Source organism: Geodermatophilus sp. URMC 62, assembly GCF_052931475.1.
The window spans coordinates 4,523,556-4,550,220 of the sequence record NZ_JBRFHY010000001.1 but is presented as its reverse complement, the minus strand read 5'-3'; the positions used below and the strand labels follow the sequence as shown (position 1 = coordinate 4,550,220).

Genomic DNA, 26,665 nt, shown 5'->3' with positions numbered 1-26,665 from the left:
GTGGCGTCCTCGATCGAGCGCAAGAACGGAGTTGAGCGGAGCGTCCGCAGAGCGGACGCTGCGGGCGTGACCGAACCGCAGCCTGACCTGCAGGACGCCGCGGACCGCCTCGCCGGCCTGACGGCCGACGACTACGAGGCCCTCCTGGTCCGGAGTGCCCGCGAGTTCGCCGAAGGCGAGGGGCATCCCGAGCCGCTCACCGCGTACCGGTTCGACGGGCCGCCGGTGCCGGGACCGAGTCCGGCGCCGCCGCCCTCCTGATCGGCGCGGTCGCCTACTCGGGTTCCTCCGCCCGTCGGTTGCGGCGTTGGCGGGTCGCGGCGAGCGCGTCCTTGAGCGTCTCCGAGGTGAGCAGCAGATCCAGGGCGACCCACATCCGCGACGCAGGGTGCCCGCGCGTGTCCAGCTGGCCCCGAACGGGTGACCATGCGGCCACGGATGCTGGCGGGGTCCGTTGGCTGCCGGACGGGTGGAGGCCTCGGCGCGAACCAGGCGTCGACCACCGCTCACACTCCGGAGACTGACCGATGCCCACCTCTCACCCATCCCGGCGGCTCAAGGACCTCGACACCGACGAGGTGCACTACATCGCAGTCCGGGCGGTCCCCCGGCACCGTCAGGCCTTCACCCTTCTGTTCTGCGCGCCGCTGCTGATGCTTCTCCGCACCGAAGGCCGTCGTCACGAGGGTGACGAGCCGCTGCGCCCGGTCCACCTTCGCGTCCTGCTCTACCTCGTGGCCACCTGCGGCTACGAGAACCAGGTGCAGCGACACGTGAGCGACATCGCCGACGACCTGGGGCACGACCGCAGCACGGTCAGCCGGGCACTGCTGGCCCTGCGCGAGAGAGCCCTCGTGCGGACGGAAAGCGTCGCCGGCCGCCCCCTCACCATCCATCTGCACCCTGCGCTCTGCTTCCGTGGCAAGCCAGCGCAGCGGGCTGCCGCCCTCCGCGACCACTGGGACGACGCGCCGATGCCGGCGGCGTTGTCCGGCGACTGGCTCGCGTAGCGCGCACCTCCCCGGCATGACCGGATGCTGGCCACCCGGCGACTCGTCAGCACTGTCCTGGTCATGGAGATGAGCAAGTGGCAAGGCCCAACGGTCGGCGGAGCCCGACGAGTTCGCCATGTCACCGACGCCGAGGTTCTCGGCGCGGTGGCCGCCGCGCTGTCGCTCGCCGGCAGCGGGGACGACTGGGCCGTCCTGGAAGCCTGGGTCTCGGCTCTGACGGCGGTCAACCGAGCGGCGGTCGAGCTCGTGCCCGGCGACCTTCGTGAGTTGCTCTGAGCGAGTCGAGGCGGCTGCGGCGGGACACGGACGACGGCCACCGGCTCGCCGCTGATCAGGCGGCCGTCGGCGACGACGTCGGACGGTTCACCCCAGCTGCTCACGATCCGGCTAACCGTCGCCGTGCTTCACCGTGCCGGCCCGCCTAGGTCCAGGTGCCCCTACTCGTGCGGCACCTGCGCTGGGGAAGACCCGCGCACCACGATCTGCAACTCCAGCAGCGAAATCTGCTTCTCCAGCAGCTTCACGATCTCGTCGTGCTCATAGCCCTCGTCGTACGCACGTGAGAAAAGGGTCAGCGCTCGCTGCATCCCCTCAACCACGCCACCGTCGAACGTCCCACTCTCATCCACTCGCCCAGTCTGCGCACCCCGTCAGGGATCTCCCCGCATCCTGGCTACTGCGCGTCGCCGGAACGTCGGGCAACTCACAAGGCGGAGCGGGCGTCCCATCGCGCTCACCGGCCGGCGACCGCATTGCGGTTCGCTCGGGCGCATCCACGGTCGCGCGACATGACCGACCGCCGCAGGATGCAAGGGCCCAGCGCCAGCCACTCCGCACTCGACGCCTTCCACGCCGCAGTAGCTCGGCTGAACCTCTTGAGTTCGGAAGATTTCGCCGCATTGGCGCCGGAGACCCTCGCGCCGCTCGTCGCGACGATCCGCGCCACCTCCAGCAAGGAGACCACCTCGTAGAACTCGGCCCTGGCCTCGGCCATCGCCAAGTTCTCCAGCCAAGCGATTGCCTTGCTGGACCTCGCGCGCACGGTGCAGCCCGCTGTCCCGACGAAGGAGGAACGATGGCAGGTCTCGAGTCGCTGTACACGCCGCAGAAGGTGTACCGCCCGCTCGCGGACGCGCTGGACGTCGCGCGCGACGCCGAGGAGGCGCACTACGACCGGTTCAGCGTCCAGGACGGCGGCATCGCGAGCCAGGTCGCACGGCACTGTGCGCTATACCCCGACGACCCGGACGTCGCGGCCTACCGTGCGCTGCCGTCCTCGGCGTTCGACACCCCCTCCGCCGGAGCACCGCACGGCATCCGCTGGCTGAGCCTGGCCGACATCCATCACAACCTCACCGACAACACCCCCGTCGTCGCCTTCGTGGTGATCGGCAAGACGGTGTTCTTCCGCGTGGAGCTCTCGGCGGTGAAGCGCCAGATCGAGCGTCCCGACGGCGAGGACGAGAACGCCTACACCGCGCTGGTGCTGGCGGTGACCAACCACCTGCGCAAGCTGCGGGTGAGCCGGTGGGTCGACGACGTCACCCGCGCGGCGCGGGAGAATGTCAACTGGGGCCTGATCATGCGCCGGCACCACGAGCGCGGGATCCGGATGCGCCTGGGCGGAGTCCTCTACAACCTCGCCGTCAAGGGCGACAGAACCAGCCTGAAGCTGCTGGGCGCGGTCGGCTCCGAGGACGACCCCGAGCGCCGCAAGAAGTTGCTGGGCTCCCGACTGACGGCAATGCTGGCCGGTGGCGCGGTGCTCGCCGAGGACCAGATGCCCTACGGCTGGAACCTCGAGAAGGACAGCCGCGGCCGCCCCCGCCGGGTCAAGGGGCAGGGCCTTGTCCCCATCGCCGCAGCCACCGACGCCCCTGCGCTGGCCGAGGTCTACGGCCTGCACGCCGCCGGAGCCACCTACGAGACGATCTGCGGCAAGCTCGCCGAGCTCGAGAAGGACGGCAGGATCCGGCGGCGTGCCGGGCAGCGCTACGACCTGGACTTCGCCGCCGCCCTCGGCGACCGGAACCGGATGTATGACGCCGCGCTGACCGTCTTCCAGGGCCACTGGCCCGCCGGCGTGCCGCGACCCGCCGCCCCGTCTGAGGACAAGGTGCTGGCCTTCGAAGCCGGTGCCGACCCGGCGGAGCTGTTCACCCATGAGCAGCGGCTGGTGATCGCGCGCCCGGAGCTGCTGCGCACCGGAGTCCTCCTCCGCGCGGTGGTCAACGACATCCGCGAGCGCGGCCTCCAGCTGGCTGGGCTGACGCCGCACTACGCCGACGAGTACGACGAGACCGGCGTCTTCTACGTCGAAGCCCGCTGGCCGTGGCCCCTGGACCCCGAGATCGGCACTGAACTGGTCCGCTTCGGCATCCCCGACAAGACGCTGCGCTTGGCCGCAGGGCGGCTGCTGCGCTCTCTTCGGGCCCCGCGGCGGCGCACCGGCGGACAGGCGCACGTCAACCGCCCGGACCGCCGCGTCCTGCAGGGCTTCGGCACGTGGCTGCTGCCCGGTGACCGGGAGGCAACGCTCATCGCCCGGGCCAACAACGACGGCCGGGCCAACCTCATCCTGCTGATCCGCGCCGAGAAGGAAGGCCGGCCCAGGCCCGGCCAGAAGCACCGGCGCGGCTGGACCAAGCAGCTGGGCACCCCGGGGAGGTCGATCGCCGGCACGCTCAACCTCGACGCGCTGTGCGGAGACGTCGCCTACCGCATCACTGAGGCCGTCGCCGCGCAGATTGACCCCGCGATCCTCGCCCCGGTGCGCGCGGTGCTCCACGTCGACCTGGCCGAGCAGTCCCAGCGGATGCGCTCCGGGCTGTTGGCGCGGGCGACGGCGGCCGACGAGGCCGCGGAGAAGGCCGAGAAGGCGGGCCGCGGCGCCCGCACCAACGCCTCGCTCGCGGCCGAGGACGGCGAGGAAGACGAGGCGCGGGCGTACCGCAAGGACGCAGCTGACCACGGCGACCGGGCGCGCAGGTCGCGGCAGGAGGCCGCGAGACTCCGCGACCAGGCGGCCGCCCTCGATGAGCAGCTTCCCGGCGGCGAACGGAACGTGGAGGCGAACCTGTCCGCGATCGCCTATCTCGTTGCCGGGTTGCAGCGAGCGGCCGCAAACAACGGCGTCGGCCCGGCGCCCCTCGGTGCGCTGGCCGACAAGCTGCTCGGCGGCTGGACCGCGCAAGCCGAGGTGGACGACGCGGGTCGGTGGATCACATACGAGACGATCCTGCGCGTGCCGGCGCTGCCCGACGGTCACGTGGAGCTGGCTATCCGCGGCCGGGTGCGCGACGTGCGCCCTCGGGGGGACAGCACCGGCAACCGCCGCGCGGGCAAGTCCGGCGGTCGGGCGGCGACCGCCGAGAGTGTCTTCGCGAAGGGCCTGCCGGTCGACCGCCTGGCCACTGAGGACCTCAGCCGGAAGACGCTGTTCATGAAGCACCTCATGCCGTGGCTGAAGGAGCGCGGCGTGACCGCTCGCGGCGCCAAGTGCGCCCTCGTCGACCACCCGATCGCCGCGGTGCAGCAGGTCGTCTACGCCCAGCTGACGGGTGCTTCCCTCCCCCAGCTGACCGCCTACTCCACCGGCTGGAGGGCGCACGTGGAGGCGACCTACCTCGACCCGGATCTGCAGTGGCACAACGCGGCCTGCCCCGACGACACGACCCTTCCCCTGCAGCTGATCGCGACCCTCGGGCAGCCGGCCGCCTACATGCGGGGCGTGGGCCTGGACATCGCGGCCATTGCGCGCCACTGCGGGATTGCCCCCGACGCCGTCCGCGAGCTGGTCGTGCCCACCAAGCGGCAGGGCATCAGCTTCGACCGGCCGCAGTACCTGGCGTACGCAGACCAGCGCAAGTCGCGGGTCCGGATCATCGCCTGTCCGCATGGGTGCCGCCGCGGCCGGTGCGACGTCGTCGCGCTGCTCCCCGAGGTTGCCGCCAGCGGCTACGGCGTCCTCTGCCGCACCTGCTGGCGGGCACCGAACACCACCGACCCGAAGTGGGCCACGATCGTCTTCCCGCCCGCCTACGGCACACCGGTCACCCGCGTCTCGCCGAAGGGGTCCCTACGCACATCCACGCAAACCGTGCCGGCGCCGCCCCCCGTCCCCCTGGCCATCGCCGGCCACCGCGCTGAGGGCTGCCGGACGCAGCTGGCCGCATCACCTGCCGGATGAGCCGACCGGCGCGCACCCCTGCGACCCCATCGCCCACCAGCTGGCCGAAAGAGCCCGTGGCCCAACCTGTACACCAAGAACGGACGACCGCTTCAGGTGTCTGGATCCGACATCTACTCCCGTTCCGGCAAGCTGTGCTGCGGTCGTTCCCGAGGTCGTCGGCGATCTCGCTGACGTAGCGCTCCAGCCGGTTCTCGTAGCCCATGCTGGCTAGCAGGTACAACAGCACCCGCCAGTCGACCGCGCATCGACTCCTCCTGGTCGGCGTTTCGCCCCTCCGTACGGAGCAAGGCCAGCAGCGCGTCGCCGAAGCAGCGTGAACGGCTGGCGGTGACGCCCGACCCTCGGGGAGGCAACGTGGAGGACCTCCTCGGTCTTCACGCCCATCAGTGCGCGGGCAGTGTGCGCGGCAGACATCGGGTTCCTCTCGGCGGCGGACGACGCCGTGGGCTCGCGGCGCCTGCTCCACCTCTCCGGGGCTTGAACGGACCCGCACGGGTCTGTGGCCGAATACCCACACTCATCGGGTCAACTGACCACGCACAGCCCATACGATCCCCGCACTGACCTGCGCTTCCGTCGATCCGACTTCTCCGCTCTGTTCCGCACGGAGAGGGGCAACGCTCCGCGCCGCTCGCCGCCTCCGGCGGCAGAACTCAACGGTGGTGACGCCGGCCGGGGGCTCGGTACCTGCCTCGCCTGGCGAGCCGCCGTCGCCTGGGCGGCCCCGCCGGTTGCTGGTCAGCGTGCCGTCGAAGAGCAGGAATCCGGCCCTTGACCAACCACGAAGTCCGCACGCGCTGGCTGCTTCTTCTCACTCATCGGGGGGAGGTAGCCGCCAGCCTGCATGCACCCTCGCGCGGCGTGTGCACCGTCCCCGCTCGTCCAACCCCCGACCCGAGTGGAGAACCGATGAACCCGCACCAGATGGACCTCGGCCGGCTGGCCGCAGACACCGCGTGCCCACCCCCCGCCCAAGAGACCACCGCCCGCTCTCACGCAGACTCGGCGCCCCCTCGCATGAGTGCCTTGTCCGCTGCCCTCGAGCACGCCGTCGATTACGCCCGGCAGCACAAGGAAGCATGGGTCCAAGAGACCCACAGTGCCGTGCGCGGCGCCACCGACATGGCGCCACTCATCCATGGCTGGCGAGGCGGGGAGCGCGTTGCCCTCCTGGCACCCGCCCGGGTGAACCGCGACGACGCCCTCCACGCCGCGCGGCTGGCCGCCGTTGGCTTCGGCTGCGACATCGTGTCGTACACCACCGAGAGCTGGCAGACCTCTGTCGAGTGCAACCCGACGACCGCGAGCCCCTGGGGCCCCGGAGAGATGCAGCACGCGGTCGACGAGCACAACGCGCTGGAGGCCGGCTGGATAACCGAGACGCTGGTGACTCACGTCATCAACCGTGCTGGCGACGTGCTCGGTGCATTCCTCCCCTACCGAGTCACCCGGCGCGTGTCAGCCCTCGGCATCACGTCGTACGCCCTCGCGTGGCAAGAGCCGGCCTCGCCATCGGATGGCGAGTGGAGCGGCCTGGTCGTCGACAGTCTGGTCGGGTTCATGAAGGAGCCGACGACGGCCGCGGTGCTGGCCCGAGCTGGGGTGATGCCATCGGCTCAGGAGTTCGGCCTGTCCGACGAGGAGGCCCGGGCGCACATGGACTGCGCTCTCGTGAAGACCCTTCACCGCTCTGACTACGAAGGCTCGCTGATGCTGCTCGCGGACTCAGCAGTCCGTGCCTCGGTCATCGAGCACTCCCTCGGCCGCCGCAACACGATGCGGCGTCCGACCTGACGAGCAGACGGTTGTGGCTCGTCATCGAATGATGGCGTCGCTACGTCCACACGCATGAGTCTCGGCCGCCAGCTCCTTGACGGGCGACAGAGCTTGCGGACGTTCACAGACATCGGTGGCACGACCCGCCCCACACCGCCCCGGGCACAACCGGTTCACCTCCCCACGGGCACCCACGGCTGGCGGCCACCGATACCGGCCGGGTACCACCGCGCATGCGGCGGCCCTGGACGGTGGTGACGTCGGTGGCTCGCCTGCACAGCCCCGGGGCTCTACCGGTTCCCCCAGGGCTTCCACGGCAGGCGAGCCACTGACTGTCATCTAGCCCGAACTGCCGCTGACGTTCAGCTACCCAAGCAAGTGCCCGGGCCGTGGCTGGCGTCACGATCGCCTCGCGTCCCAGGCACCTTCACCCGTTCGAGGCAGTAGGTGGGTCGGACCCATGCCGCTGATCTCGGCCCCCGCACGGTCCTCGCTCGTCACATCCCAACCACGAGTGGAGGACAGATGGAACTGCGTGAGACCTACCCCAGCAGCCGGCCCGAGGTCACTGCGAGCTTGGCCATGCGAGACCGCGATGGCGGCATCGTCGCCATGGAGCACGTCCGGATACCGCGGGACTCAGTCGCCACCCTGGACATGTCCTCGAGCGGGTCGCGCCAGCTGACCCGGGCCAACGACATCCTGGTCGACCTACTCCAGGAGTATCAGCTGCAGCATCACTGCATCGTCGCCGCGTACGTGCTCCGCAACGCCCTCCGGAAGCTGGGCTACACGGCGAACGTCGTAGGTGTCGATGTAACCGCCCTGAACTCCGCCGCTTTCAAGCACCTGATGACCGGGGGCTCGGCGGTTGCCCTGCCCGCGCACGGGGCGGTGTTCCGCATTCGAGGCACCGATGAGGCCACCGAAGCCACGTGGGACGGGCACGCCGTTGTCCTGGCATCCCGCCGTAAAGGCCGCCGCATCGAACGCTGGGTCCTCGACCCCACTGCGAGTCAGTTCAGCGCGCCTGACAAGGGCCTCGCGGTCTCTCCGTTCGTCGCCCCGGCCCCGCCGAGCTTCCACTCCGGCCGCGCCCCGCTGGCGATAGCCACCGCGGAGGACAGCACTGTCGTGTTCGCCCGACGTCCCGACCTGAAAGGCCACCACCAGCTGAATGCCTTCGAGCGGGAGGTCATCCCAGAACTGACCCGCGAGCTGTGCGGCTGGCTCTCGGAGTGACCCCATGTAGCCGGTCCGGGGAACGTGCCGGCGTCGGAGTGGGCCCGTGTGAGGCACGTCATGCACAGGTGACTGCGCCGCGCGCGCCACACCGCACCGTCCAGGCGCCCGACACAACGAGCCCCTGGAGAACCGTTGACCCACACCGCCCTACCCGCGCCCGCCCTGGCCCAGTTCGCTCACTCTGCCTCCGCCCCGGCCACCGGCATTGAGCTCCGTCCGCACCAGCTTGCAGCCCTCGACGCCGCCACCGCCGCTCTCGCTCATCGCGACCGCGGGCAACTGCACATGGCGTGCGGTACCGGGAAGACCCTGACCGCACTTCGCCTGGCGGAGCGGCTGGACACCGAACTCGTGCTTGTCCTGCTACCCAGCCTGTCCCTGCTCGCGCAGACCCTGCGCGAGTGGCTGCAGCACGCGCTGGACCCAGTGGGCGCAATCGCGGTCTGCTCGGACGACACCGTCGCTGAGTCCGAGAGGCTGACCTTGGTCGCCGACCTCCCTGTGCCGGTCACCACCGACCCGGAGACCCTCCGCGCGCAGCTGACCGGCCATCGACTCGGCCGGACCGTGGTCTTCGCGACCTACCACTCGACTGCCGTGGTCTCCGCTGCTCAGGCTCTGGGCGCACCCTCGTTCGACCTGGCGCTCGCCGATGAGGCCCACCGCACCGCAGGACACGCGGCGCCGGCATTCCGACTCATCCTGGACGCCGACCGCATCCGCGCGACGAAGCGGGTCTTCATGACCGCCACCCCACGGCTTACGAGAGGGCGGTCCGCGACGTCGATGGACGACGAGACCCTCTACGGGCCAGTCATGTTCAACTTCGGCTTCGCTCAGGCCGTCGAGGCGGGCTTGCTCTGCGACTACCAGGTCGTGGTCGTCGGTGTCACCGACGAGTCCATCCGCGAACAGCTCGAGGAAGGCGCGGAGCTCATCGTCGGTGGGCAGGTGCTAACCGGACGAGAGGGCGCCGGAGCAGTTGCCGTAGTCAAGGCAATGGAGGACTACGGCGTCAGCCGGATGGTCACATTTCATGGGAACGTGGAGAAAGCCGAGCGCTTCGCGACCGCGCTCCCCCACGTCGCCTCGTCGCTGCTCACCCCGGAGCAGGCGTCGCAACTTTCCGCCGGGCATGTCAACGGCGAGATGCCGGCCGGCAAGCGAACCGCACTGCTGGACAGCCTGCGCACCCTTGCGCCGGGACATCGGCGCGTACTGACCAACGCCCGCTGCCTCACCGAGGGCGTCGACGTTCCCGCCATCGACGGCATCGCGTTCATCGACCCGCGCAGTTCCTACGTCGACATCGTCCAGGCCGTTGGTCGGGCGCTACGGACCGCACCCGGCAAGGCCGTCGGCACCATCCTGCTGCCCGTCTACCTGGCCGCCGACGAGGACCCGGAGGGCGTTCTGTCGTCATCGGCGTTCGACGACGTGTGCACCGTGCTGTACGCGCTGCGCGAGCACGACCCCGCGCTCGGGGCCGAGCTGGACGCCGCTCGCAGGCAGCTCGGAGGAGAGACCATGACGCCGCGCCTTCCCGGCAAGGTCATTCCTGACCTTACGAACCGTCTCGACGGGAACTTCCACAGGGCGTTGTGCACCCGCCTGGTGACGCAGACGACGAAACCCTTCTGGGAGCTACTGAGGTTTTCTCACCAGGAATCCGCACCAGCTTGAAGGGGACGGTCGGCGCCGCTGGTCAGGGCTGCGGCGAGTCGTTGGCGACGTCGATCACGGCTGCTCGGCGCGGGTCCCGCCACGTGGCACTTGGCACCTCCGCTGGCACATGCGCCTGACCTGCAGTGATGCCTTCCCTGGCCGTCCGCGGACGGCGAATCCTGGTGAGAAAACCTCACTGAGGTTTTCTCACCAGGAATCCGCACCAGCTTGAAGGGGACGGTCGGCGCCGCTGGTCAGGGCTGCGGCGAGTCGTTGGCGACGTCGATCACGGCTGCTCGGCGCAGGTCCCGCCACGTGGCACTTGGCACCTCCGCTGGCACATGCGCCTGACCTGCAGTGATGCCTTCCCTGGCCGTCCGCGGACGGCGAATCCTGGTGAGAAAACCTCACTGCAGCAGCTCGCCGACTACATCACCGCGCACGGCGACCTTCCCAGGCCGAGCACGGCGCCGGAGCTGCACAGGTTCGTGCGCGCTCAGCGCACTCGTCGTCGTCAGGGGTCCATGACCCCGGAGGAAGTCGCTGCCCTGGATGCCCTGCCTGGTTGGTGCTGGCAAGCACCGCGCATCACTGATGAGCTCAGGTCCCGAGCCAAGGACATGCACGAGGCCGGCCTGTCCTACACCGACATCGCGAAGCAGTTCGCTGCCGAGGGCGTCGAGAGCGCTTCCGGTGCCATCACGTGGACCAGTTCAGGAATCCGGACCATGCTCACCACCAACGAGCAACGCAAGGCTGTCTCAAGCAGCCGAGAGGAGCGCTGGGAACGCCGGTACGCCGAGCTCGAAGAATGGACGACCATCCTGGGGCCGCTGCAGCGGCGCAACACCGGAATGGACGAGGGACTCCAGCGCTGGATGAGCCACCAGAAGGCGTACTACCGCGCACGTGACCCTCGCATGACGCCCCAGCTCGCTGCTCGGCTGGAGGCGCTCCCCGGCTGGTTCTGGGAGCACGCGAAGCCCGCTGGGCGCAACAGTCGGGCGGCCTGACGGCTCCTGGCGGGGTGGTTGCCATCACCGCCCTGCCGGCGCCAGCCTGGCCGGCGCCGCTGGCCCGATCACAGTGCGTCGGTCAACCGGAGTGGAATGGTCAACGCGGCGGCTGCCGTGTCCCACAGCTGCGCGGCCGAGCCGGGCACGGCATCGAGCAGGGCGATCATCGCCACGAGGTGTTGCGAGTCGAGCTGGTCGCGGAGCTGATACAGCGCCAACACCTTGCCGGTCCGGCGAGCGGACTCACTGCGGTCGGAGCCGGGATTGCTCGCGGCAAGGATGAAGTCTGCACGTAGATCCAAGATCGGGGTCCTTCCGTACGGGAGCGCGCACCACGACGGTTCACCGTTGCGGTCATGGGCGGCTGAGGAAGACAGCGCCTGTCCCCCGTTCGTCGTCTTCTCGCACGCCGACTTCAGGCACCCCACCGCGCCGCAATCCGCGACCGGCGTAGCCGACTGTCGCACCCCACAGAGCGAGCAGGCGCTCCGCTGCCCTCGGCTCCCCCGCAAGGGGGAGGAAAGCGCCGACCTGCATGCCGTTGCCCGGACTCCCCGCACGGTCCCTCTCGGCAACGCGACAACCCCGACTGAAGGACTGACAGATGAAGTTGCACGAGATGGACCTCGAAACCCTGGCCGCGGTCAAGGCCGGCCTCACCCGCGACCACAAGGACGGCACGTTGCTCGTCGATGACGATGAGGAGACTTTCTTCTTCACCACCCGAATCGCTCCCGACCATTACCTGTACGTCGAGCTGCGCACCGACTTCGTCATCCGCATCAGCACCGGCGTCTTCCGCCGCCCCATCGAACACCTGCGCCGCATGATTCGTGTCGAGTACAAGGGCCTGCGCATCCACCGTGACGCGCTCGGCATCGCCGGCGAAGTCAGCGACCTCGTCGACGACCCGACTGATGAGGACGAGCGCGCCTACGAGGCCAGCCTCAACGAGGGCTGGGCCCAGGACCGCGCCATCGACGCTCAGTACGGTCCATTCGCGGACCTCTAATCCGTCGCTTCACCGGACGCGGGCGCACCGCAGTTCAGGGCGAACTGCGGTGCGCCGCAGCCGGCCGCAGCACATCGGTGGCTCGGCTCGCTCCGAACCGCCCCGAAGTCGGAGCAGAAGTGACCGGCATCAGGCGGTGTGGCGAGGCACTTTGTCGACCCATTCCGGGGTGAACTTTTCTGTACGGGGAAACGCGCCAGATTGCGGTGAGCAGGCCGCGCATCGAATGCAGAGGCAGCGGCCTTCTTCTTCGCGGCCGCCTTCAAAGCCTGCTTCCACCGCCAAACCTCGGCGAGTGTGTCGGGTCCGGTGACGTCGGCGACGGACCGCCGAGAACCCTCCTGGCCGTGGTCCCCGGCCGCTTCCCGCCAGCCGGTCGGCGTGACGCCGTACTGCTGCCCGAGCAAGGCCACGAAGATCTTCGACTTCTGCGCGCCGAACCCGGGCAGCTCACCGACCCGCTTCAGCAGCGTCGTGCCGTCGGGAACGTCGGTCCAGAGCCCATCGGCGCAACCGCCGCACCGGTCGACCAACAGCCGACACACCTCCTGCGTGCGGCTGGCCATCGAAGCCGGATACCGGTGGAGCGCCGGCGGCCCCTGGAAGATCTTTGCGAACTGCTCCGGGTCGGCGGCCGCGATGTCCGCAGCAGACAGCGCGTCGACGCCGAGCCGATCGGCCAGCAGACGCGGTGCCGCGAAGGCACCCTCCATTGCGAACTGCTGATCGAGCAGCATGCCAACCACTAGGGCGAGCGGGTCACGGCTGAGCAGTTCAGCGGCCGCGGGATCCTGGGCGATGCACAGCCTCACTGGCTGAGGGCGGTGGGTCGCCGTTGTTCGGCGGCTGGCCTGCCTGGCGATGCCGCGCCTGTTGCGTGCCACCCGGGCGGGGCGCGGATGGCGCTGATCATCCGCTCTCGGGAGGTCGCCGCCCAGCTCAGCGTCCTCGTGGCTGTCCGGCCAGTTCCGGCCTGACGACAGGCGGCTATCCGTCGTCCCGGGCCGGTCGTACCGCCGCGCTGGGCAGGATCGATGAGCACCGATGCGGCCGTTTCCTCGACCGTGGTTGCGCGACCGGCCGATGGACGAGCCGCGTTGTTTTAGGGACCGCGTCTCGTAAGGTCTTCACCCGTTCGTACGAGGCAGACGCGTCCGTGGCCCCGTTGGCGTGCTCGACCGGTGAGCTACCGGTCATCTCGGGCGCGGATCAGGCGGCGGAGCGGAGTACTGCGGTCATCCAATCCGGCGTGAACTCCGAGGTGCGCGCGTGCAGGGCGAGGTCGGCGGCGAGCAGTTGCGCGTTCGGCCACACCGTGAGGTCGGACGGCGGCTCGTCGAAGTCGTAGATCGCTTCGACATGGTTGTCTGCGGTGACGGTAAACTCGGCGACGAACCAGGTGCCCTCGCCGGGTTCGTGCATGGCGTGCCGCAGTGCGAGGATGGCGTCGTGCAGTTCCTCGCTGCACTCGACGGGGGCGACGGGACCGCCGACCGCTCCGGGGATGACGTACCGGCAGACGATTCCGGCCGTCGTGTGCAGCGCGTGCACGTTGACGACGACGTCGAGCTCGTCGGCGACATCCTCGCTGTCGCGTACGTCCTCCCACGCCAGCGCCATGACGCGCTCCTCGAGGATGCTCACCCGCAGGTCCAGCGGCTGGCCGGCGAGCGCGTTGCACAGCGCCTTCTCAAGGCCGCGGGCGAGCCAGGGCGAGGTCTCCGGGGTCAACGTCGTCCACTGCTGGTCGCGGTCGAGACGGCGGATGCCGACGAGCGCGGGGCCGTCGGCGGTCACAGCGACCATCAGCCACGCTTCGGAGCCGTCGATGTCGTCCGAAGGTGACCAGATGGTCTGCGTGGCGAGCGCGACGAACTCGGGGGTCGGGGTGAGGAACCCGTCAAGGGCGGCCAATGTGCCAGGCCCCAGGTCCGTGTAGGTGGCGGTGCGCAGCTCGGTGCTGTCGCTGGTTCCGGTGACGGCGACCAGCATGACGCCATCGGGCAGGTCGGCTACGAGGCGGCCCACGTGCGCGGCGAGCGACGCCGAAGTCGAGGTCTGGATGCTCATGTCGTGCACCATGCTGTCGTCGGCACGCCGCACATCCGCCTGAACCGCAGCCACCCGGCTGGGTGAGAGGGCCGTCGAAACCTTCGGCCTGAGTCCAGGCTCGTTCTGCGGCGAGCTGGTGCCCAGGAGCTGACCGGCGCCGGGCCCGACGGCCAGTCTGTCTGTGCAGTCCGACATCTCCCGGCTTTCAGCGCACGGCTCGCAATCGCAAGCCCAGCCGTCGAGGTGCGCGCAGTCGTCGCAGTACACACCCGGCGTCGCGGAGTGCAGCGCATCCCAATCGTTCACATGGCCGCAGGACTCACACACACCGTCCTCCGGGCCCAGCTCGAGTTCCGCGTACAGCATAGGCAGGGCTCGACACGCGTACGGTGCCCTGGTGAATGCGCCTGTCACGGTGCGCCAGCCGGGGTCAGAACCGCTCGGTCGACTGCTCTCGCAGGAGACGAACGTGGCGAATCTGCTCGCCTACCTCATCGAGCTAGATCCGTCGCCTTTGTTGCATGCCCTGGGGCTGCATGCCGACAACCCGGGGCTGATGCAAGAGTCTGCCGCCGGGAGGTCAGGACGCATCGACGCCTTCGTCACCGACGGCGGCCGCCCGATCGCGCTGATCGAGCCCAAGGTGGGCGCGAGCGAACACGGCGACCAGTTCACCCGCTACGAGGCTCTGGCCGTAGCGCGGGGCGGCCTGCCGTGTCATCTCGTGTCGTTGGATCCGGAGACGGCCGACGCTCCGATCGGATGGGGTCGTCACCTGCTTCCCGAGGTGTTGTCCGGATGGGGTGACAGTTCGTGCGAGGTCGCGCGCACTCTGGCACGAGAGATGGAGCGCGCGCTTCGCGACGTGCTCGCGCAAGCGGCTGGGCCACTGGGCGGGGCGGGCCGCACCGCTGTCGCCATAGCGTTCCGGCAGTTGGCGCATCGCGTTCGTGTTCTCACCGCCGCCGTCGGCCCGTCCGGTGGAGCGGGCACGACGTCTGGCGGGCAGCCGTCAGTGGTGTTCTACGTCGAGCATCCGCTGGCGGACTTGGCGGGCGAGAGGCTCTGTGTCGATCTGCGCAGTGAGGCGCAGGGCGCCAGCTGGTGGAGGCTGCGGTTGGGCGTCGAAGTTCGACCAAAGGTGGCCGACGGGGTGGCGCACACAGCCGCGGTGGCGGCCGCGCAGGTGCGCGCGCACGATCTCGCCACAGCTCTTCGTTAGACCCTTCCGACGTCCAGCTTCGTCGCGTTCCTGCGCGACATGGGCGAGTCTCAACTCGCCGACGCCTTGCTGATCCGCAAAGGCGACGGCCTCCGCGAGCCGCCTGACCAGGAGGCCGGCAGCGAGTGGCGGATAGCCGCCGAGGCTGGGCAACTTCAACGTCGGGGCCGCAAGCTGCAGGGGCATCCGTTGTTCTTTCACGACCAGGGACGCCGACTGTCGAGCATCAGCCATCTGGACTACAGGTCGCTGACCGCAGGCCAGCTGGCGAGGCTCGTGACATACGCGCTGGGGTACCTGCAGGAGGCCGCCGGCAAGCCGTAGGCAACCCGCGTCGGGCCCGCTGCCGAGACTTGCCGAGACGCCGAAGGACCTACGGCCAGGTCCGCGTGGCGGTCCAGACCCTGCGTTGGCGCGAGACCGCCGGGGGGTCAGGCAGCTGGCGACTCTGATTTCTCCGATGAGAGTGCTTCCAGGGCCGCGTGTGCGGTTTCGCGCTCCGCAGCCTTCCTGGTTGGCCCGCTGCCGCGGCCGCGAACGATGCCCGACAGAAAGACGGCGGCGCTGAAGGTCTTCGCGTGACCAGGGCCGTCCACATCGACTGCATAGGTGGGCACACCGAGCCCCTGTCTCGCCCCGACCTCCTGGAGCGCACTCTTCGGGTCAAGTCCAGGACCACGGCTGGCCACCTCGGTAAGCGACCGGTCGAACAGCCGGCGGACGACCTCCCAGGCGACGTCCCGGCCGCAGCCGATGTGCACTGAGACGGTTCCGAGTACGGCCTGTCACGGACCGGACTCGCGGTCAACGCGATGAAGATGCTCGGCTGCCTGCGTCAGCACGCCGCCGCCATCGGGGCGCCGCTGCCCGACGAACACTCCTTCACTCAGGAACTCAAGGGTGGACCGGCGTCCACCCGATCGGCAAGAGGCGCGACAGGCAGGCCACCCGGACCAGCAGCCCCATCGCCTACTGGGAGATCCCGTGGGACACCCTGCGGGATCTCGGCGGACCGGAGCACAGCGACTTTCCGGGAGGACCGACCGTTCTGATAGTTCGCCGGGCCGGGGCCGGCCCCTGCCATCAGGCGAAGGACCGGCCCCGCTCGCTCAGGCGGCGGTCTCCCCCGCTAGGGTTTCGGCCTGCTCCAGCACGAGTTGCGTGGCGACCGGCTCCTGGTCCGGCGGATAGCCATACCGCAGCAGGAGCCGCCGGATGGTCGCGCGCAGCTTCGCGCGCACCTGCTCTTTGACGCTCCAGTCGGTCTTGGCGTCCCGCCGGACAATCTCGACCAGGTCGTGAGCGATCCTCTTCAGGGTGTCGTCGCCGAGAACCGTGACGGCGGAGGCGTTGGTGCATACCGCGTCGTAGAAAGCCAGCTCGTCGGCGTTCAGTCCCAGCTTGGCCCCGCGGTCGGCCTCGCCCTTCAGATGCTGGGCGAGTGCCACCAACTCGGCGACGACTTGGGCCGCGTCCAGCGTGCGGTTCTGGTAGCGCAGGACCGTCTGCTCGAGCATCTCGGAGAACTGACGCCCGGTGACGACGTTCCGCCGACCGATCGCGCGGATCTCGCCCGCCAGCAGCCGCCGGAGCAGCTCGATCTGCAGGTTCGGCCGGTCAGACTTGCCGACCTTGTCGATGAAGTTCTCATCGATCAGAGACAGATCCGGCTTCTCCAAGCCCGCCTCGGCGTAGATGTCGATGACTCCGGTGCCCGTCATCGCCTCCGACACGATCTGCTTGATGGCCGTGTCCACGACCGCGCTCGGGTCGCTCCCCTCTCGGTCCTCCCCCTCGATCTTTGCGATCTGGGCGCGGACCGCCTCGAAGAACGCGACGTCGTCGCGCACGGCAAGGGCCTCCTTGGCCGGCACGCACATCGCGTAGAACTGCACCAGCCGCCGCGTGTGCGCCATGAACCGGCACTTCGCGCAGGGGTCGTCCTTAGTGCACGGCCGTGCCGCGGTGCCCGGGTGCTGCGCAAGGAGATGCTCGACCGTCGCGGTCAGGGCATGCAGGAACGCCTTCGGACCGCCCGCCGCTAGCCGGGCTCGCCAGTCGATGCCGTGCAGTATGGCCGTGACGACTTCATGCGTTTCCAACAGCGCGGGCAGGGCCTGTGCGCGGACGTCCTGGCCCAGTTCCTCGTTCTCCTGATCGCGCTTGGTGTAGTCCTTCAGCGCGCTCTTCAGGTCCTCGGCGATGCCCAGGTAGTCCACGACCAGGCCGGACGGCTTGTCCTTGAACGTCCGGTTGACCCGGGCGATGGCCTGCATGAGTGGCGCGCCCCGCATTGGCTTGTCCACGTACATGGTGTGCATCGCCGGGCTGTCGAAGCCGGTCAGCCACATGTCGCGGACGATCACGAGCTCGAGCTCGTCGGTCGGATCCTTCGCCCGGCTCTTCAGCGCCCGCAGCGCCTGCTTTGAACGGATGTGCGGCTGCAAATCCTCCTCATCAGACGCCGCCCCGGTGATGACGACCTTCACCTTGCCGGTCGCGTCATCGTCGGTGACCCACTCCGGCCGCTGGCGGCCGATCTCGGCGTACAACGCCGCCGCGATGCGCCGCGACATGGTGACGATCATCGCCTTACCGGCCAGGACCTCACGGCGCGCGTCCCAGTGGGCCAGGATATCGGTAGCCAACTCGGCGATCCGCTTGTCCGAGCCGACGAGCGCCTCCACCCGCGCCCACTTCGTCTTCAGCCGCTCCTTCGCCTCGTCCTCGGTGCCCGAGGTTGCCTCAGCGAACGCGTCATCGATCTCCCCGAGGGCCTCCCGCGGCACCTCGATCTTCGCCAGCCGCGGCTCGTACAGCACCTTCACGGTGGCGCCGTCCTTGACCGCCTGGGTGAGGTCGTAGGTGTCAATGACGTTGCCGAACACCGCGCGGGTCGACTTGTCGCCGGACTCGATCGGGGTGCCCGTGAAGCCGATGAAGCTGGCGTTCGGCAGACCGTCCCGCAGGTGCCGGGCGAACCCGTCGATGAAGTCGTAGTTGGAGCGGTGCGCCTCGTCGACCATCACGACGATGTTGCGGCGCTCCGACAGGGTCGGGAACGACGTGCCGGCGTCCTTCTCCGCCTTCGAGAGCCCGAACTTCTGGATGGTCGAGAAGATGATCCCGCCGGACTGGCGGTGTCCGAGGAGCTCCTTCAGGTGGTTTCGGTCCTCGGCCTGCACCGGCACCTCGGGCAGCGGCGCACCAGGCCGGGACGCGGCGAAGGTGTCGTCGAAGAGCTGATCGTCGAGGTCATTGCGGTCGGTCAACACCACCAGCGTCGGGTTCTCCATCGCCGAGTGGCGCATGACCTTGCCCGCATACCACTCCATCTCCAGGCTCTTGCCGGAGCCCTGCGTGTGCCATACGACCCCCGCTCGCCCATCCCCCGCGACGGCCGCAACGGTCGAGTTCACCGCCTTGATGACAGCCCAGTACTGGTGGTACTTCGCGGCCTTCTTCGCCACCTTGCCCTCGTCGTCGGCGAACACCACGAACGACCGCACCAGGTCCAGCAGGACCTCGGGGCGCAGCATCCCGGTGACCAGCACCTCGATCTGCGGGATCTCGGCCGACGCCACGGACTCGCCATCGATCGTCTTCCACGGCGCGAAGTGCTCCCAGGCAGCCGTCAACGTGCCTGCCCGGGCCACCACCCCGTCGGAGATAACGACGAGCTGGTTGAAGGTGAATGCGTCCGGGATCCGGTGCTGGTAGGTGCGCGTCTGGTTGAAGGCGCCACGCACCGTCGCGTACGGCTTGCCCGGACGCTTCAGCTCGACCAGCACCAGTGGGAGACCGTTGACGAACAGCAGGACGTCCGGACGGCGCTCGTCAACGCCGATGATCGTGAACTGGTTGACCGCCAGCAGGTCGTTGTTCTCGGGGTTCTCCCAGTCGACCAGCCGGCCGCGAACGGCACGCACCGTGCCGTCAGTCTCCTGGTACTCCACCGGGACGCCCTGGGTTAGGAGCTGGTAGCCGCGCCAGTTCTCGGCCAGCACCGACTGCGACTCCGGCCGCAGCACCGTCTTCACCGCCTCGTCGACGGCCTCGCCCGGCAGGGCAGGATTCAACCGGACGATGGCTTCGCGCAGCCGACCGGCCAGGACCACGTCGCGGTAGTCCGTGCGTTCGGCGGCCGGCTCGCCGGGTGCGATGTCCGGGCCGTACGCAGTCATCCAGCCGACGGTGGCGAGTTCGTCCATAACGAGCTTCTCAAGGTCGGTCTCGATCACGCTGCCACCTCACCCGGTGCGACTCGGCCTGACAGCAGCAGTGGTAGGAGCTCATCTCGCAGAGCCGAGTACTCCTGAGCCTCCACGGTGCCCTCCAAGCTCTGCTCCCACAGCGGTGCAATCAGTGCATCCAGCTCGCGCAACGCGTCCGAGTCCGGCAAGGGGACGGAGACGTCAAGGTGGGATCGCTGGATGTGTCCCATCGTCGTGGCCTTGTCCGCAGCCAGGCCGAGGAACCAAGGCATCTTCCGCTGGATCAGTGCGAACACGAGCCAGTCGGGTATCCCTGGCTTCGGGATCACCTTGAAGACGTGCTGGTTGACCAGTCCGGGCTCGTACAGCCATCGCCCTACGAGCAGGGATCCTGACCAGACGAACAGGATGTCTCCTCGATGGGCCGTGTTTGCGGGGCTCGCCTCTACTGAGCTGAAGACCGTGCCTGGGTTGGGGCCGCGCCGTACCTCTGGAGTTCGGATCACTGGTCGCCCAGTGCCGGTCGCGCCCTTCGTGAAGTTCTTCCCGTTGACGAAGTCCGCGAGTTCGGACAGCGGCACCAACGTATTGGTCCGGTCGAGTTCGCGGCTCATCAGCGCATTCATGGCGTCCGTAGCGGCAGTTGCAAGCACCCGATTGACTTCCACCAGCTCATCGAGGTCACGGAGGGCGTCGGCAATAGCGCGCTGCTCCGGCAAGGGAGGAAGCGCAATCGTCAGCGACTCCAGGTGGGACTTCGTCAGCGCACGTCGCGTTGCGCCGGCCGCGGAGAGTTGGTTCAGGCGCGCCTTCACCGACGACGACAGAAGGGTCGCGAGCAGAAAGCGTGAGTCCAACAGTTCTGGATCCGGCCGAAGGATGGCCACGTGCTGGCTGACACGTGCGGGTAGGGCGTTGCCGGGCACCAGGCAGGTCCGCGTGACGGACTCACCGGTGATGTTGATGAGAACGTCACCTTCCCGCACTGTGACACCGGCCAGCGCTTCGGCCGCCTCGTCGTTGATGCGCGCCAGCCCCTCGAACGAGAAGTGGTTGTCGTACACGTTCTGGGACCTAATGAAGGCAGAGCCGTTGTCCACGTAGACGGACTTGCCTCCGCGCGGGGTCGCGCCGCTACCGATCTTGCATGTCAAGTCCCGCAGAGCCACACGGGGCCATGCCTCACTCATCGCCGTTGACCGTGAGGCCATCCAGCATGGCCAGGACGCGGTTCTGCAGCTCGGCCCGCCGGGCGATAGCAGTTCGCACGTCACTGCGTATCCGCTCGAGCTTCTCCTCGAGGGGCTCACTGTCCTCATCGTCAGCCTCGGTGCCGACATAGCGACCCGGCGTGAGCTGGTAGTTGTTCTCGGGATCCCCGATCATGTCGTTCGAGACGGTGGCGCAGAAGCCAGCCACGTCCTCGTACGGCTTCAGATCGGGTTCGCCGCGCCAGGCATGGTAGGTGTCGGCGATGCGGGCGATGTCCGCATCCGAGAGCCTCCGGTGAACACGAGAGGTCATCTGGCCGAGCTGCCTGGCGTCGATGAACAGCACCTCGCCGCGGCGGTCGCGCTGCGGCCGCTCGGACTCGACTTTCCGGTCGGTCTTGTCCTTCGTCAGGAACCAGAGGCAGACCGGGATTCCGGTGGTGAAGAACAGCTGCGACGGCAGTGCCACGATGCACTCGACAAGGTCCTTATCGACGAGCTCCTTGCGGATCTCACCCTCACCGGACTGCTGCGAGGAGAGCGATCCGTTCGCCAGGACGGTGACCATCGTGCCGGTGGGCTTGAGGTGGTAGAGCATGTGCTGGATCCACGCGTAGTTTGCGTTGCCGACCGGAGGCGTCCCGTACTTCCAGCGCACGTCGTCGCGGAGTCGCTCGCCGCCCCATTCGGAGATGTTGAATGGTGGGTTTGCGAGCACATAATCGGCCCGCAGGTCGGGGTGCAGGTCGTTGTGGAAGCTGTCCCCCCACTGCGGGCCGAGGTTGGCGTCGATGCCGCGCAGGGCGAGGTTCATCTTCGCCAGCCGCCACGTGGTCGGGTTCTGCTCCTGCCCGAAGACGCTGATGTCGTTGCGGACACCGCCATGGGCGCGGACGAACCGGTCGGCCTGCACGAACAGGCCACCCGATCCCATTGCCGGGTCGTAGACCCGGCCGTGGAATGGCTCCAGCATCTCAACCATGAGCGTGACGACCGACCGCGGCGTGTAGAACTCGCCACCCAGCTTGCCCTCGGCGCTGGCGAAGGCCGAGACCATGTACTCGAACACCCGACCGAGGACGTCGAGGCTCTGGTGTTCGGCAGCCGCGAGGTCGTCACGGGAGAAGGTGTCGATGAGGCCGCCCAGGGTCTCAGGGGTGAGCTCCCTACGTGCGTAGCTCTTCGGCAGGACGCCTTTCAGACTGGGGTTCTCCCGCTCGATGGCGCGCATCGCCTCGTCGATCCGCTGCCCGATGTCCGTTTGCTTGCCGGCAGCGCGGAGGTTCTCCCAGCGGTGCCCCTCGGGCACCCAGAACACGCCTTCTGAGGTGTACTCGTCCCGGGACTCCAGAACCGCCTGCCGCGCGGCCTCGGTCGGCATGTAGTACTCCGACTTCCGATCCTGGACCGCAGCCTCGAGTTCGGCCCGGCGGGCACCGAAGACGTCGGAGACGTACTTGAGGAAGATCAATCCGAGGACGACGTGCTTGTACTCGGCGGCGTCCATGTTGGACCGCAGCCGGTTGGCCGCCTCCCACAGCGAGGCCTCCAGGCCCAGCTGCTGACTGTTCTTCGCCCGTGGCGGCATGCTTGTGCTCCTGACTCGATGTAGACCCGTGGTCACGCTAACGACTTCATCTGACGAACCGGCGCTGGAATCAGGCACTGGTCGTTCCGCCTTCCTCGGCCGCAACTCCGACATCGAGGACCCCGGCAGCCACTCCATCGACCAGCCGCCGCATCATCGCCTCCGCGCCCCCTGCAGCGTTCAAGGCCTTCTGGCGGAGGTCAGCGAGGACCTCGAGTCGCGCCACCAGCGCCCTTTGCGATGCCAGAGGCAACAGGGGAATCTCCAGATCCCGGACGGGCGCGCGTGGAATGGTGCTGCTGACGGAGTGCCGGGCGTTCCACTCGCTGGCCAGGCATGCGGCGAGGTACGTCGGGTCGATGCGGTCACCTCGTACGCGCAGCACCCACAGCGGAGCGGCGGCGACGGCGCCGCCGACCCGCACCTCGCCGGCACGGACGCGGGCGCCCTCCGGCATCACGACGACATCACCGGGCTCGGTGCGCACGGGATCACGGTCAAAGGCATCCGCACTCAGCCGAGGGCAGCCGTCCGGCGGCACCGTCACGCCATCGCGAACCAGGGAAGGCGTGATTACCGGGATGTCACCCTCAGCGGCATCGAGTTCGTCGCGCGGGACACGCACCCCGCGGAACAGCGCGACCAGCTCGTCCGCCGCCAACTGCCCCACGGACGCCCGCTGCACCCCATCTCCCGTGGGAGTCAGCCGGCCGAGGTCGACACCCTTGGTCTTCCGGAGGCTGGCCACCGCACCGTTGAGGCGCTTGGCCTCGTCCTTCATCTCGGTGATGAGCTGGTTCACGTCAGCGGACTCCAACGCCGTGGGAACCCATCGGGAGGGGACGAGGGTCGCGTCGATCCCGAGCAGATCAAGCCGGGTCGGGCTGATGGCCCAGTCGACGTCCACCGTCCCCGTCTGCCGCCACTGGCGGTACACATCCACGATCTCGCGTGCCCGAGCAGCGAAAGAGGCAACCTCCGCCGAGCTGGCATCTGCCAACAGGACGCGATCCCCTCCACCAGCCGCCTCACCGGGGCGGGCGAGGACCCATAGGGCGAGTGAGATGGCAGTCCGAGGGACCAGCCCTCGTGGCAGTTCGACGACCGCCTCGACAACGCCCGCCCGGATGAGCTCGTGCCGAAAGACGTTCGAGGTGACCGATGCGGCGATCGAACGTGACCCGGCGTTCATCCCCGACATCACCGCGCTGTGGTCCGACGGTTACCGCCCCACTTCGCGGCGGTTCATCAACCGGCTCCGGGAAGCCCGCGACGAGGAGCTGACCGATGAGGAAGCCGACGAGCTCGACGCCCGGATCAACCGGGTACATGACCTGCGTGACTTCCCGTTCCAGGTGGTCGAGCTCGGCGCCGCAGCGCTGGAGGACCAGGTTGCCGAGATCTTCGTCCGCATCAACTCCGAAGGCGTCAAGCTCAACCAGGCCGACTTCATCCTGACCTTGATGTCGGTGCACTGGGAGAAGGGTCGCCGGCAGCTGGAGGCGTTCAGCCGGGCTGCCGTCGACCCCTCCCTGCGGGGTCCGACGTCACGCAATCCCTACATCGACCCGAGCCCCGATCAGATGCTGCGGGTCGCGGTGGCGCTCGCTTTCGGCCGGGCCCGGCTGCAGCACGTCTACAACATCCTGCGCGGCAAGCAGCTGGACACCGGCGCCTTCAGCGAGGCCCGGCGCCAGGAGCAGTTCGGCCGCCTGGCCGAGGCGCAGGAAAAGGTTCTCGACCTGACCAACTGGTTCGAGTTCCTCAAGTGCCTCGGCGTTGCAGGCTTCCGCAGCCGCAGGATGATCACCTCGGACAACGCCCTGCTGTTCAGCTACGCCCTATGGCTGATCGGCCGCTTCAAGTTTGACCTTGACCTGCGATCGCTGCGGCCGGCGATCGCCCGCTGGTTCTTCATGGCGCACACCACCGGCCGCTACACCTCCTCTCCCGAGTCCCAGCTCGAGTCCGACCTCGGCCGCATCTCCGACCTGGAGGGCTCCGACGAAACCGCGTTCATCGCCGAACTGGACCGCATCGTCAACGCCAACTTCACCAACGACTACTGGGAGATCACCCTTCCCAACCGGCTGGACACCTCCTCGTCCCGCTCCCCGGCGCTGTTCGCCTATCTCGCGGCGCTGAACCTGCTCGACGCCGAGGTGCTCTTCAGCGACGTGCGCATCCGAGAGCTGCTCGACCCCGGCGTGAACGCGCCCCGGTCGATGGAACGGCACCACCTGTTCCCGAAGAACTACCTGGCCCGGCACAACCTCACCGGCACCCGGCAGGTCAACGCGATCGCGAACATGGCGTTCCTCGACTGGGCCGAGAACGGCGCGATCAGCGACTCCGGACCGGCCGAGTACTGGCCCGTGATGTCCGGTCGGCTGCCGGCCGAGCGGCTCAAGCGGCAGGCCGAGCTGCACGCTCTCCCGGTCGGCTGGGAGCAGCTGGACTACGCCACCTTCCTGGAGCGACGACGGCACCTCATCGCCCGCGTCGTGCGCAACGGGTTCGCCACCCTGCGGGCCGACGGCGGTCCGCAGACGGAGGCGACCGTCGAGGACATCATCGACGCCGGGGAGTCGCAGACCATCGAGTTCAAGTCGACCCTCCGCTGGAACCTCCACACCCAGCAGCCTGACCCCAAGCTCGAGCACGTCATCGTCAAGACCGTCTGTGGCTTCCTCAACGCCGAGGGCGGCACCCTGCTCATCGGGGTCGACGACGCCGGGAAGGTGCTCGGCCTGGCCGACGACTTCCGTACCCTGGGCAGCAAGCCGAACACCGACGGGTACGAACTGACCCTGCGGCAGGTCCTCGACAGCAACTTGTCCGCGCCGACCGCCGCCAACGTACGCATCCGGTTTCCGGTCGTCCGAGGCGAGCAGATCTGCCAGGTGGCGGTCGCCGCCGCTGGGCGCCCGGTCTTCGCGACCCCGGCGAAGGGCAGCGGCGCTGGCGGATCAGAGTTCTGGGTCCGCACCGGCAACGCCACCAAGCTGCTGCACGGCGAGGACATGGTCCGCTACCAAGAGGAGCACTGGGGGTAGGAAACCCGCTTGCGCCGGTTCCCGGCCCCAGCTTGGGCCGGGAACCGGTACTGACGACCTGCGGATTACCCATGTCCATCCGGACTCTTGGGGCACGCGGGCTGTTCCCTCGCGGTAGATGAAACTGCGCAGCGCGTCCTCGATCCCACCGGTCGGTGAACCGGCCCGAATCCGCAGTCCGTCTCCCACACCCCTACAAGTAGCGCACCTCGCGTGGATCCATCGTCGTGGTCATGAACAGCCACCGATCGATGTTGACGTCCTCGTAGCCATCGTCGTTGATTCGCCACGTCTGCACCTCGACGTACCAGTCCCACGTGGCCGGGCTGTGGATGCAAACCGGATCGTCCTCGTGCTCCCAGGCGTCGCGGTTCTCTTCGCAGTCAGCACAGGCGTCGTGCCAGTCGGTGCCGTGCTCGTCACAATCGATCGGGTGCCGGTTGGTCCAGTGGCCGTCCGTAGTGAGGTTCCCCGAGGGCGGCCACGACAGCTCGACGTAGTCCTCTGGATTGAGGAAACGTAGATAGAGGCCGAGGTACCGGCGTAGCGCGGTGACTTGGTGGGCCGTGTTCCACATCATGGTCGGCTCTACCGCGCGGTCCTCCGGACAATCGATCAGGCCCCAGGTGTTGCCATCCCGCGACCAGGCGTCAGTGTTGCCGCCGTTCGCTTCGTCGACCTCCGGTGGCCCGGGGTGCTCCTCGTCGGCGGAGAGAAACTCTGCCCAGAGGACCTTCGGCAAGCTGGCGCGCATTGAGCGGGTCACGCGCGCGTCCGGTTCGGCGAGCGTGGCCCACAGTCCGGTCGGCATGGTGTCGCCGATGTCGGTGATCGCTACGTTGATCCGGGCTCCCAGCTCCTCGGAGACGACCCGGTCGCGCAAGAGACGGTTCAGAAGCTGCCCCGTGGCGCCGCCTGCTTCGGCATACTCAGCGAGCTCGACCGCAGCGGGAAGATCGAGTCCGGTGCGGATGCCGTCGAGGACCGCGGCCGGGGGCAGAACCAGAAGCCGGGCAAGCAGCTCCGCGGCCCGGGATGCGTCGATGGAACCTGCCGTGGCGACGAGGTCCAAAGCCGGCGTGCCCCATCCCGCTCGCTGCAGCTCCCCGATGACGGGGATGTCGCCGACGGTGGGCCGGACGCCGAGCTCGTCCCACGCCTCGATGAGCCAGGGGGCGACACCGTGACGGGTGGCCACCGCCGCTGCGACCGGAAGATTAGCGAGCGGCACGGGAAGGTCACACCAACGCGCCGCCTGCTCGAACGGCAGCCCGGTCAGGCTCCAGGCCAGGGCCCAGTCCAGTGCCTCCGGGATCGTTTCAGTGGGCCGACGCGCCGCCTCGGCGGCGAGCAGCTGCTGGCAGCCTTGCGCGATCTCGCCGCTCATGCCCGCGGCTGACCAC

The 26,665-nt window shown here is 68.6% G+C and carries 23 protein-coding genes; 13 read left to right on the top strand and 10 right to left on the bottom strand.

The features are described from left to right. The first annotated feature begins 66 nt into the window (after positions 1-66). From ACU616_RS21940 to ACU616_RS21930, 3 genes are all read left to right on the top strand, one after another. The gene (locus ACU616_RS21940; RefSeq protein WP_446760532.1) at positions 67-261 is read left to right on the top strand and encodes a hypothetical protein; all 195 of its coding nucleotides are present in this window, start codon (positions 67-69) and stop codon (positions 259-261) included. A 266-nt stretch (positions 262-527) separates the two neighbouring features. After that, positions 528-1,010: a hypothetical protein gene (locus ACU616_RS21935; RefSeq protein WP_446760531.1), complete on the top strand. Its 483-nt coding sequence runs from the start codon at positions 528-530 to the stop codon at positions 1,008-1,010. Positions 1,011-1,073: 63 nt separating this feature from the next. Continuing rightward, the gene (locus ACU616_RS21930; protein WP_446760530.1) at positions 1,074-1,289 is read left to right on the top strand and encodes a hypothetical protein; all 216 of its coding nucleotides are present in this window, start codon (positions 1,074-1,076) and stop codon (positions 1,287-1,289) included. 161 nt (positions 1,290-1,450) lie between these two features. On the opposite strand, the gene ACU616_RS21925 is transcribed toward ACU616_RS21930, so the two are convergent. After that, positions 1,451-1,642, bottom strand: a complete 192-nt coding sequence (locus tag ACU616_RS21925) for a hypothetical protein (RefSeq protein WP_446760529.1) — start codon at positions 1,640-1,642, stop codon at positions 1,451-1,453. Between the two features lie 159 nt (positions 1,643-1,801). Between ACU616_RS21925 and ACU616_RS21920 the strand changes: the two genes are divergently transcribed. From ACU616_RS21920 to ACU616_RS21895, 6 genes are all read left to right on the top strand, one after another. Then, positions 1,802-1,984, top strand: a complete 183-nt coding sequence (locus tag ACU616_RS21920) for a hypothetical protein (protein WP_446760528.1) — start codon at positions 1,802-1,804, stop codon at positions 1,982-1,984. A 104-nt stretch (positions 1,985-2,088) separates the two neighbouring features. Beyond that, positions 2,089-5,202, top strand: a complete 3,114-nt coding sequence (locus ACU616_RS21915; protein WP_446760527.1) for a hypothetical protein — start codon at positions 2,089-2,091, stop codon at positions 5,200-5,202. 1,029 nt (positions 5,203-6,231) lie between these two features. Then, positions 6,232-6,999, top strand: coding sequence for a hypothetical protein (locus ACU616_RS21910; RefSeq protein ID WP_446760526.1), 768 nt, complete (start codon positions 6,232-6,234; stop codon positions 6,997-6,999). 507 nt (positions 7,000-7,506) lie between these two features. Continuing rightward, on the top strand, positions 7,507-8,223 hold the full coding sequence (locus ACU616_RS21905; RefSeq protein WP_446760525.1) for a hypothetical protein: 717 nt from the start codon (positions 7,507-7,509) through the stop codon (positions 8,221-8,223). Positions 8,224-8,358: 135 nt separating this feature from the next. Beyond that, complete coding sequence (locus tag ACU616_RS21900; RefSeq protein WP_446760524.1) at positions 8,359-9,909, top strand: DEAD/DEAH box helicase family protein; 1,551 nt, start codon at positions 8,359-8,361, stop codon at positions 9,907-9,909. Positions 9,910-10,232: 323 nt separating this feature from the next. Next, positions 10,233-10,904: a helicase associated domain-containing protein gene (locus tag ACU616_RS21895; RefSeq protein WP_446760523.1), complete on the top strand. Its 672-nt coding sequence runs from the start codon at positions 10,233-10,235 to the stop codon at positions 10,902-10,904. 68 nt (positions 10,905-10,972) lie between these two features. On the opposite strand, the gene ACU616_RS21890 is transcribed toward ACU616_RS21895, so the two are convergent. Further along, a complete protein-coding gene (locus ACU616_RS21890) occupies positions 10,973-11,209 on the bottom strand; it encodes a hypothetical protein (protein WP_446760522.1) in 237 nt (78 codons plus the stop codon). A 302-nt stretch (positions 11,210-11,511) separates the two neighbouring features. Here ACU616_RS21890 and ACU616_RS21885 point away from each other — a divergent pair, with 302 nt between their 5' ends. Beyond that, complete coding sequence (locus ACU616_RS21885) at positions 11,512-11,919, top strand: hypothetical protein (RefSeq protein ID WP_446760521.1); 408 nt, start codon at positions 11,512-11,514, stop codon at positions 11,917-11,919. On the opposite strand, the gene ACU616_RS21880 is transcribed toward ACU616_RS21885, so the two are convergent. Next, the gene (locus ACU616_RS21880) at positions 11,916-12,731 is read right to left on the bottom strand and encodes an HhH-GPD-type base excision DNA repair protein (protein WP_446760520.1); all 816 of its coding nucleotides are present in this window, start codon (positions 12,729-12,731) and stop codon (positions 11,916-11,918) included. The two genes, ACU616_RS21885 and ACU616_RS21880, sit on opposite strands and share 4 nt — an antisense overlap. Positions 12,732-13,128: 397 nt before the next feature. Beyond that, entirely contained in the window at positions 13,129-14,337 is a 1,209-nt protein-coding gene (locus ACU616_RS21875; RefSeq protein WP_446760519.1) for a hypothetical protein, read from the bottom strand. Between the two features lie 103 nt (positions 14,338-14,440). Between ACU616_RS21875 and ACU616_RS21870 the strand changes: the two genes are divergently transcribed. Together ACU616_RS21870 and ACU616_RS21865 are read left to right on the top strand one after the other, a co-directional pair. Further along, entirely contained in the window at positions 14,441-15,193 is a 753-nt protein-coding gene (locus ACU616_RS21870) for a hypothetical protein (protein WP_446760518.1), read from the top strand. Between the two features lie 39 nt (positions 15,194-15,232). Then, on the top strand, positions 15,233-15,517 hold the full coding sequence (locus ACU616_RS21865; protein ID WP_446760517.1) for a hypothetical protein: 285 nt from the start codon (positions 15,233-15,235) through the stop codon (positions 15,515-15,517). 107 nt (positions 15,518-15,624) lie between these two features. Here the strand turns inward: ACU616_RS21865 and ACU616_RS21860 are convergent, their stop codons facing one another. The 5 genes from ACU616_RS21860 to ACU616_RS21840 all read right to left on the bottom strand — a co-directional run bounded on the left by ACU616_RS21860 (position 15,625) and on the right by ACU616_RS21840 (position 23,113). Next, on the bottom strand, positions 15,625-15,882 hold the full coding sequence (locus ACU616_RS21860) for a putative dsRNA-binding protein (protein ID WP_446761513.1): 258 nt from the start codon (positions 15,880-15,882) through the stop codon (positions 15,625-15,627). A 420-nt stretch (positions 15,883-16,302) separates the two neighbouring features. Beyond that, positions 16,303-19,434 (bottom strand): type I restriction endonuclease subunit R, encoded by a 3,132-nt coding sequence (locus tag ACU616_RS21855; RefSeq protein WP_446760516.1) that lies wholly within the window; start codon positions 19,432-19,434, stop codon positions 16,303-16,305. After that, positions 19,431-20,597 carry a restriction endonuclease subunit S gene (locus ACU616_RS21850; protein WP_446760515.1) on the bottom strand — a complete coding sequence of 389 codons (1,167 nt, stop codon included), beginning with the start codon at positions 20,595-20,597 and terminating at the stop codon, positions 19,431-19,433. The genes ACU616_RS21855 and ACU616_RS21850 overlap by 4 nt, the downstream gene beginning before the upstream one ends. Then, positions 20,590-22,206: a class I SAM-dependent DNA methyltransferase gene (locus ACU616_RS21845; protein ID WP_446760514.1), complete on the bottom strand. Its 1,617-nt coding sequence runs from the start codon at positions 22,204-22,206 to the stop codon at positions 20,590-20,592. Before ACU616_RS21845 ends, ACU616_RS21850 begins: the two co-directional genes overlap by 8 nt. Before the next feature lie 70 nt (positions 22,207-22,276). Beyond that, positions 22,277-23,113, bottom strand: coding sequence for a hypothetical protein (locus ACU616_RS21840; protein ID WP_446760513.1), 837 nt, complete (start codon positions 23,111-23,113; stop codon positions 22,277-22,279). Between the two features lie 220 nt (positions 23,114-23,333). Here ACU616_RS21840 and ACU616_RS21835 point away from each other — a divergent pair, with 220 nt between their 5' ends. Further along, complete coding sequence (locus ACU616_RS21835) at positions 23,334-25,262, top strand: RNA-binding domain-containing protein (protein ID WP_446760512.1); 1,929 nt, start codon at positions 23,334-23,336, stop codon at positions 25,260-25,262. Between the two features lie 193 nt (positions 25,263-25,455). Here ACU616_RS21835 and ACU616_RS21830 read toward each other — a convergent pair whose 3' ends face one another. Continuing rightward, a complete protein-coding gene (locus tag ACU616_RS21830; RefSeq protein WP_446760511.1) occupies positions 25,456-26,649 on the bottom strand; it encodes a hypothetical protein in 1,194 nt (397 codons plus the stop codon). Between the last annotated feature and the right edge of the window lie 16 nt (positions 26,650-26,665).

Bases quoted from the DNA above. Each gene is read 5' to 3' on its own strand.
- ACU616_RS21935 (WP_446760531.1), top strand. From the start codon at position 528: ATGCCCACCTCTCACCCATCCCGGCGGCTCAAGGACCTCGACACCGAC.
- ACU616_RS21930 (WP_446760530.1), top strand. From the start codon at position 1,074: ATGGAGATGAGCAAGTGGCAAGGCCCAACGGTCGGCGGAGCCCGACGA.
- ACU616_RS21920 (WP_446760528.1), top strand. From the start codon at position 1,802: ATGACCGACCGCCGCAGGATGCAAGGGCCCAGCGCCAGCCACTCCGCA.
- ACU616_RS21915 (WP_446760527.1), top strand. From the start codon at position 2,089: ATGGCAGGTCTCGAGTCGCTGTACACGCCGCAGAAGGTGTACCGCCCG.
- ACU616_RS21905 (WP_446760525.1), top strand. From the start codon at position 7,507: ATGGAACTGCGTGAGACCTACCCCAGCAGCCGGCCCGAGGTCACTGCG.
- ACU616_RS21895 (WP_446760523.1), top strand. From the start codon at position 10,233: ATGCGCCTGACCTGCAGTGATGCCTTCCCTGGCCGTCCGCGGACGGCG.
- ACU616_RS21885 (WP_446760521.1), top strand. From the start codon at position 11,512: ATGAAGTTGCACGAGATGGACCTCGAAACCCTGGCCGCGGTCAAGGCC.
- ACU616_RS21875 (WP_446760519.1), bottom strand. From the start codon at position 14,337: ATGCTGTACGCGGAACTCGAGCTGGGCCCGGAGGACGGTGTGTGTGAG.
- ACU616_RS21865 (WP_446760517.1), top strand. From the start codon at position 15,233: ATGGGCGAGTCTCAACTCGCCGACGCCTTGCTGATCCGCAAAGGCGAC.
- ACU616_RS21850 (WP_446760515.1), bottom strand. From the start codon at position 20,597: ATGAGTGAGGCATGGCCCCGTGTGGCTCTGCGGGACTTGACATGCAAG.
- ACU616_RS21845 (WP_446760514.1), bottom strand. From the start codon at position 22,206: ATGCCGCCACGGGCGAAGAACAGTCAGCAGCTGGGCCTGGAGGCCTCG.
- ACU616_RS21835 (WP_446760512.1), top strand. From the start codon at position 23,334: ATGAGCTCGTGCCGAAAGACGTTCGAGGTGACCGATGCGGCGATCGAA.
- ACU616_RS21830 (WP_446760511.1), bottom strand. From the start codon at position 26,649: ATGAGCGGCGAGATCGCGCAAGGCTGCCAGCAGCTGCTCGCCGCCGAG.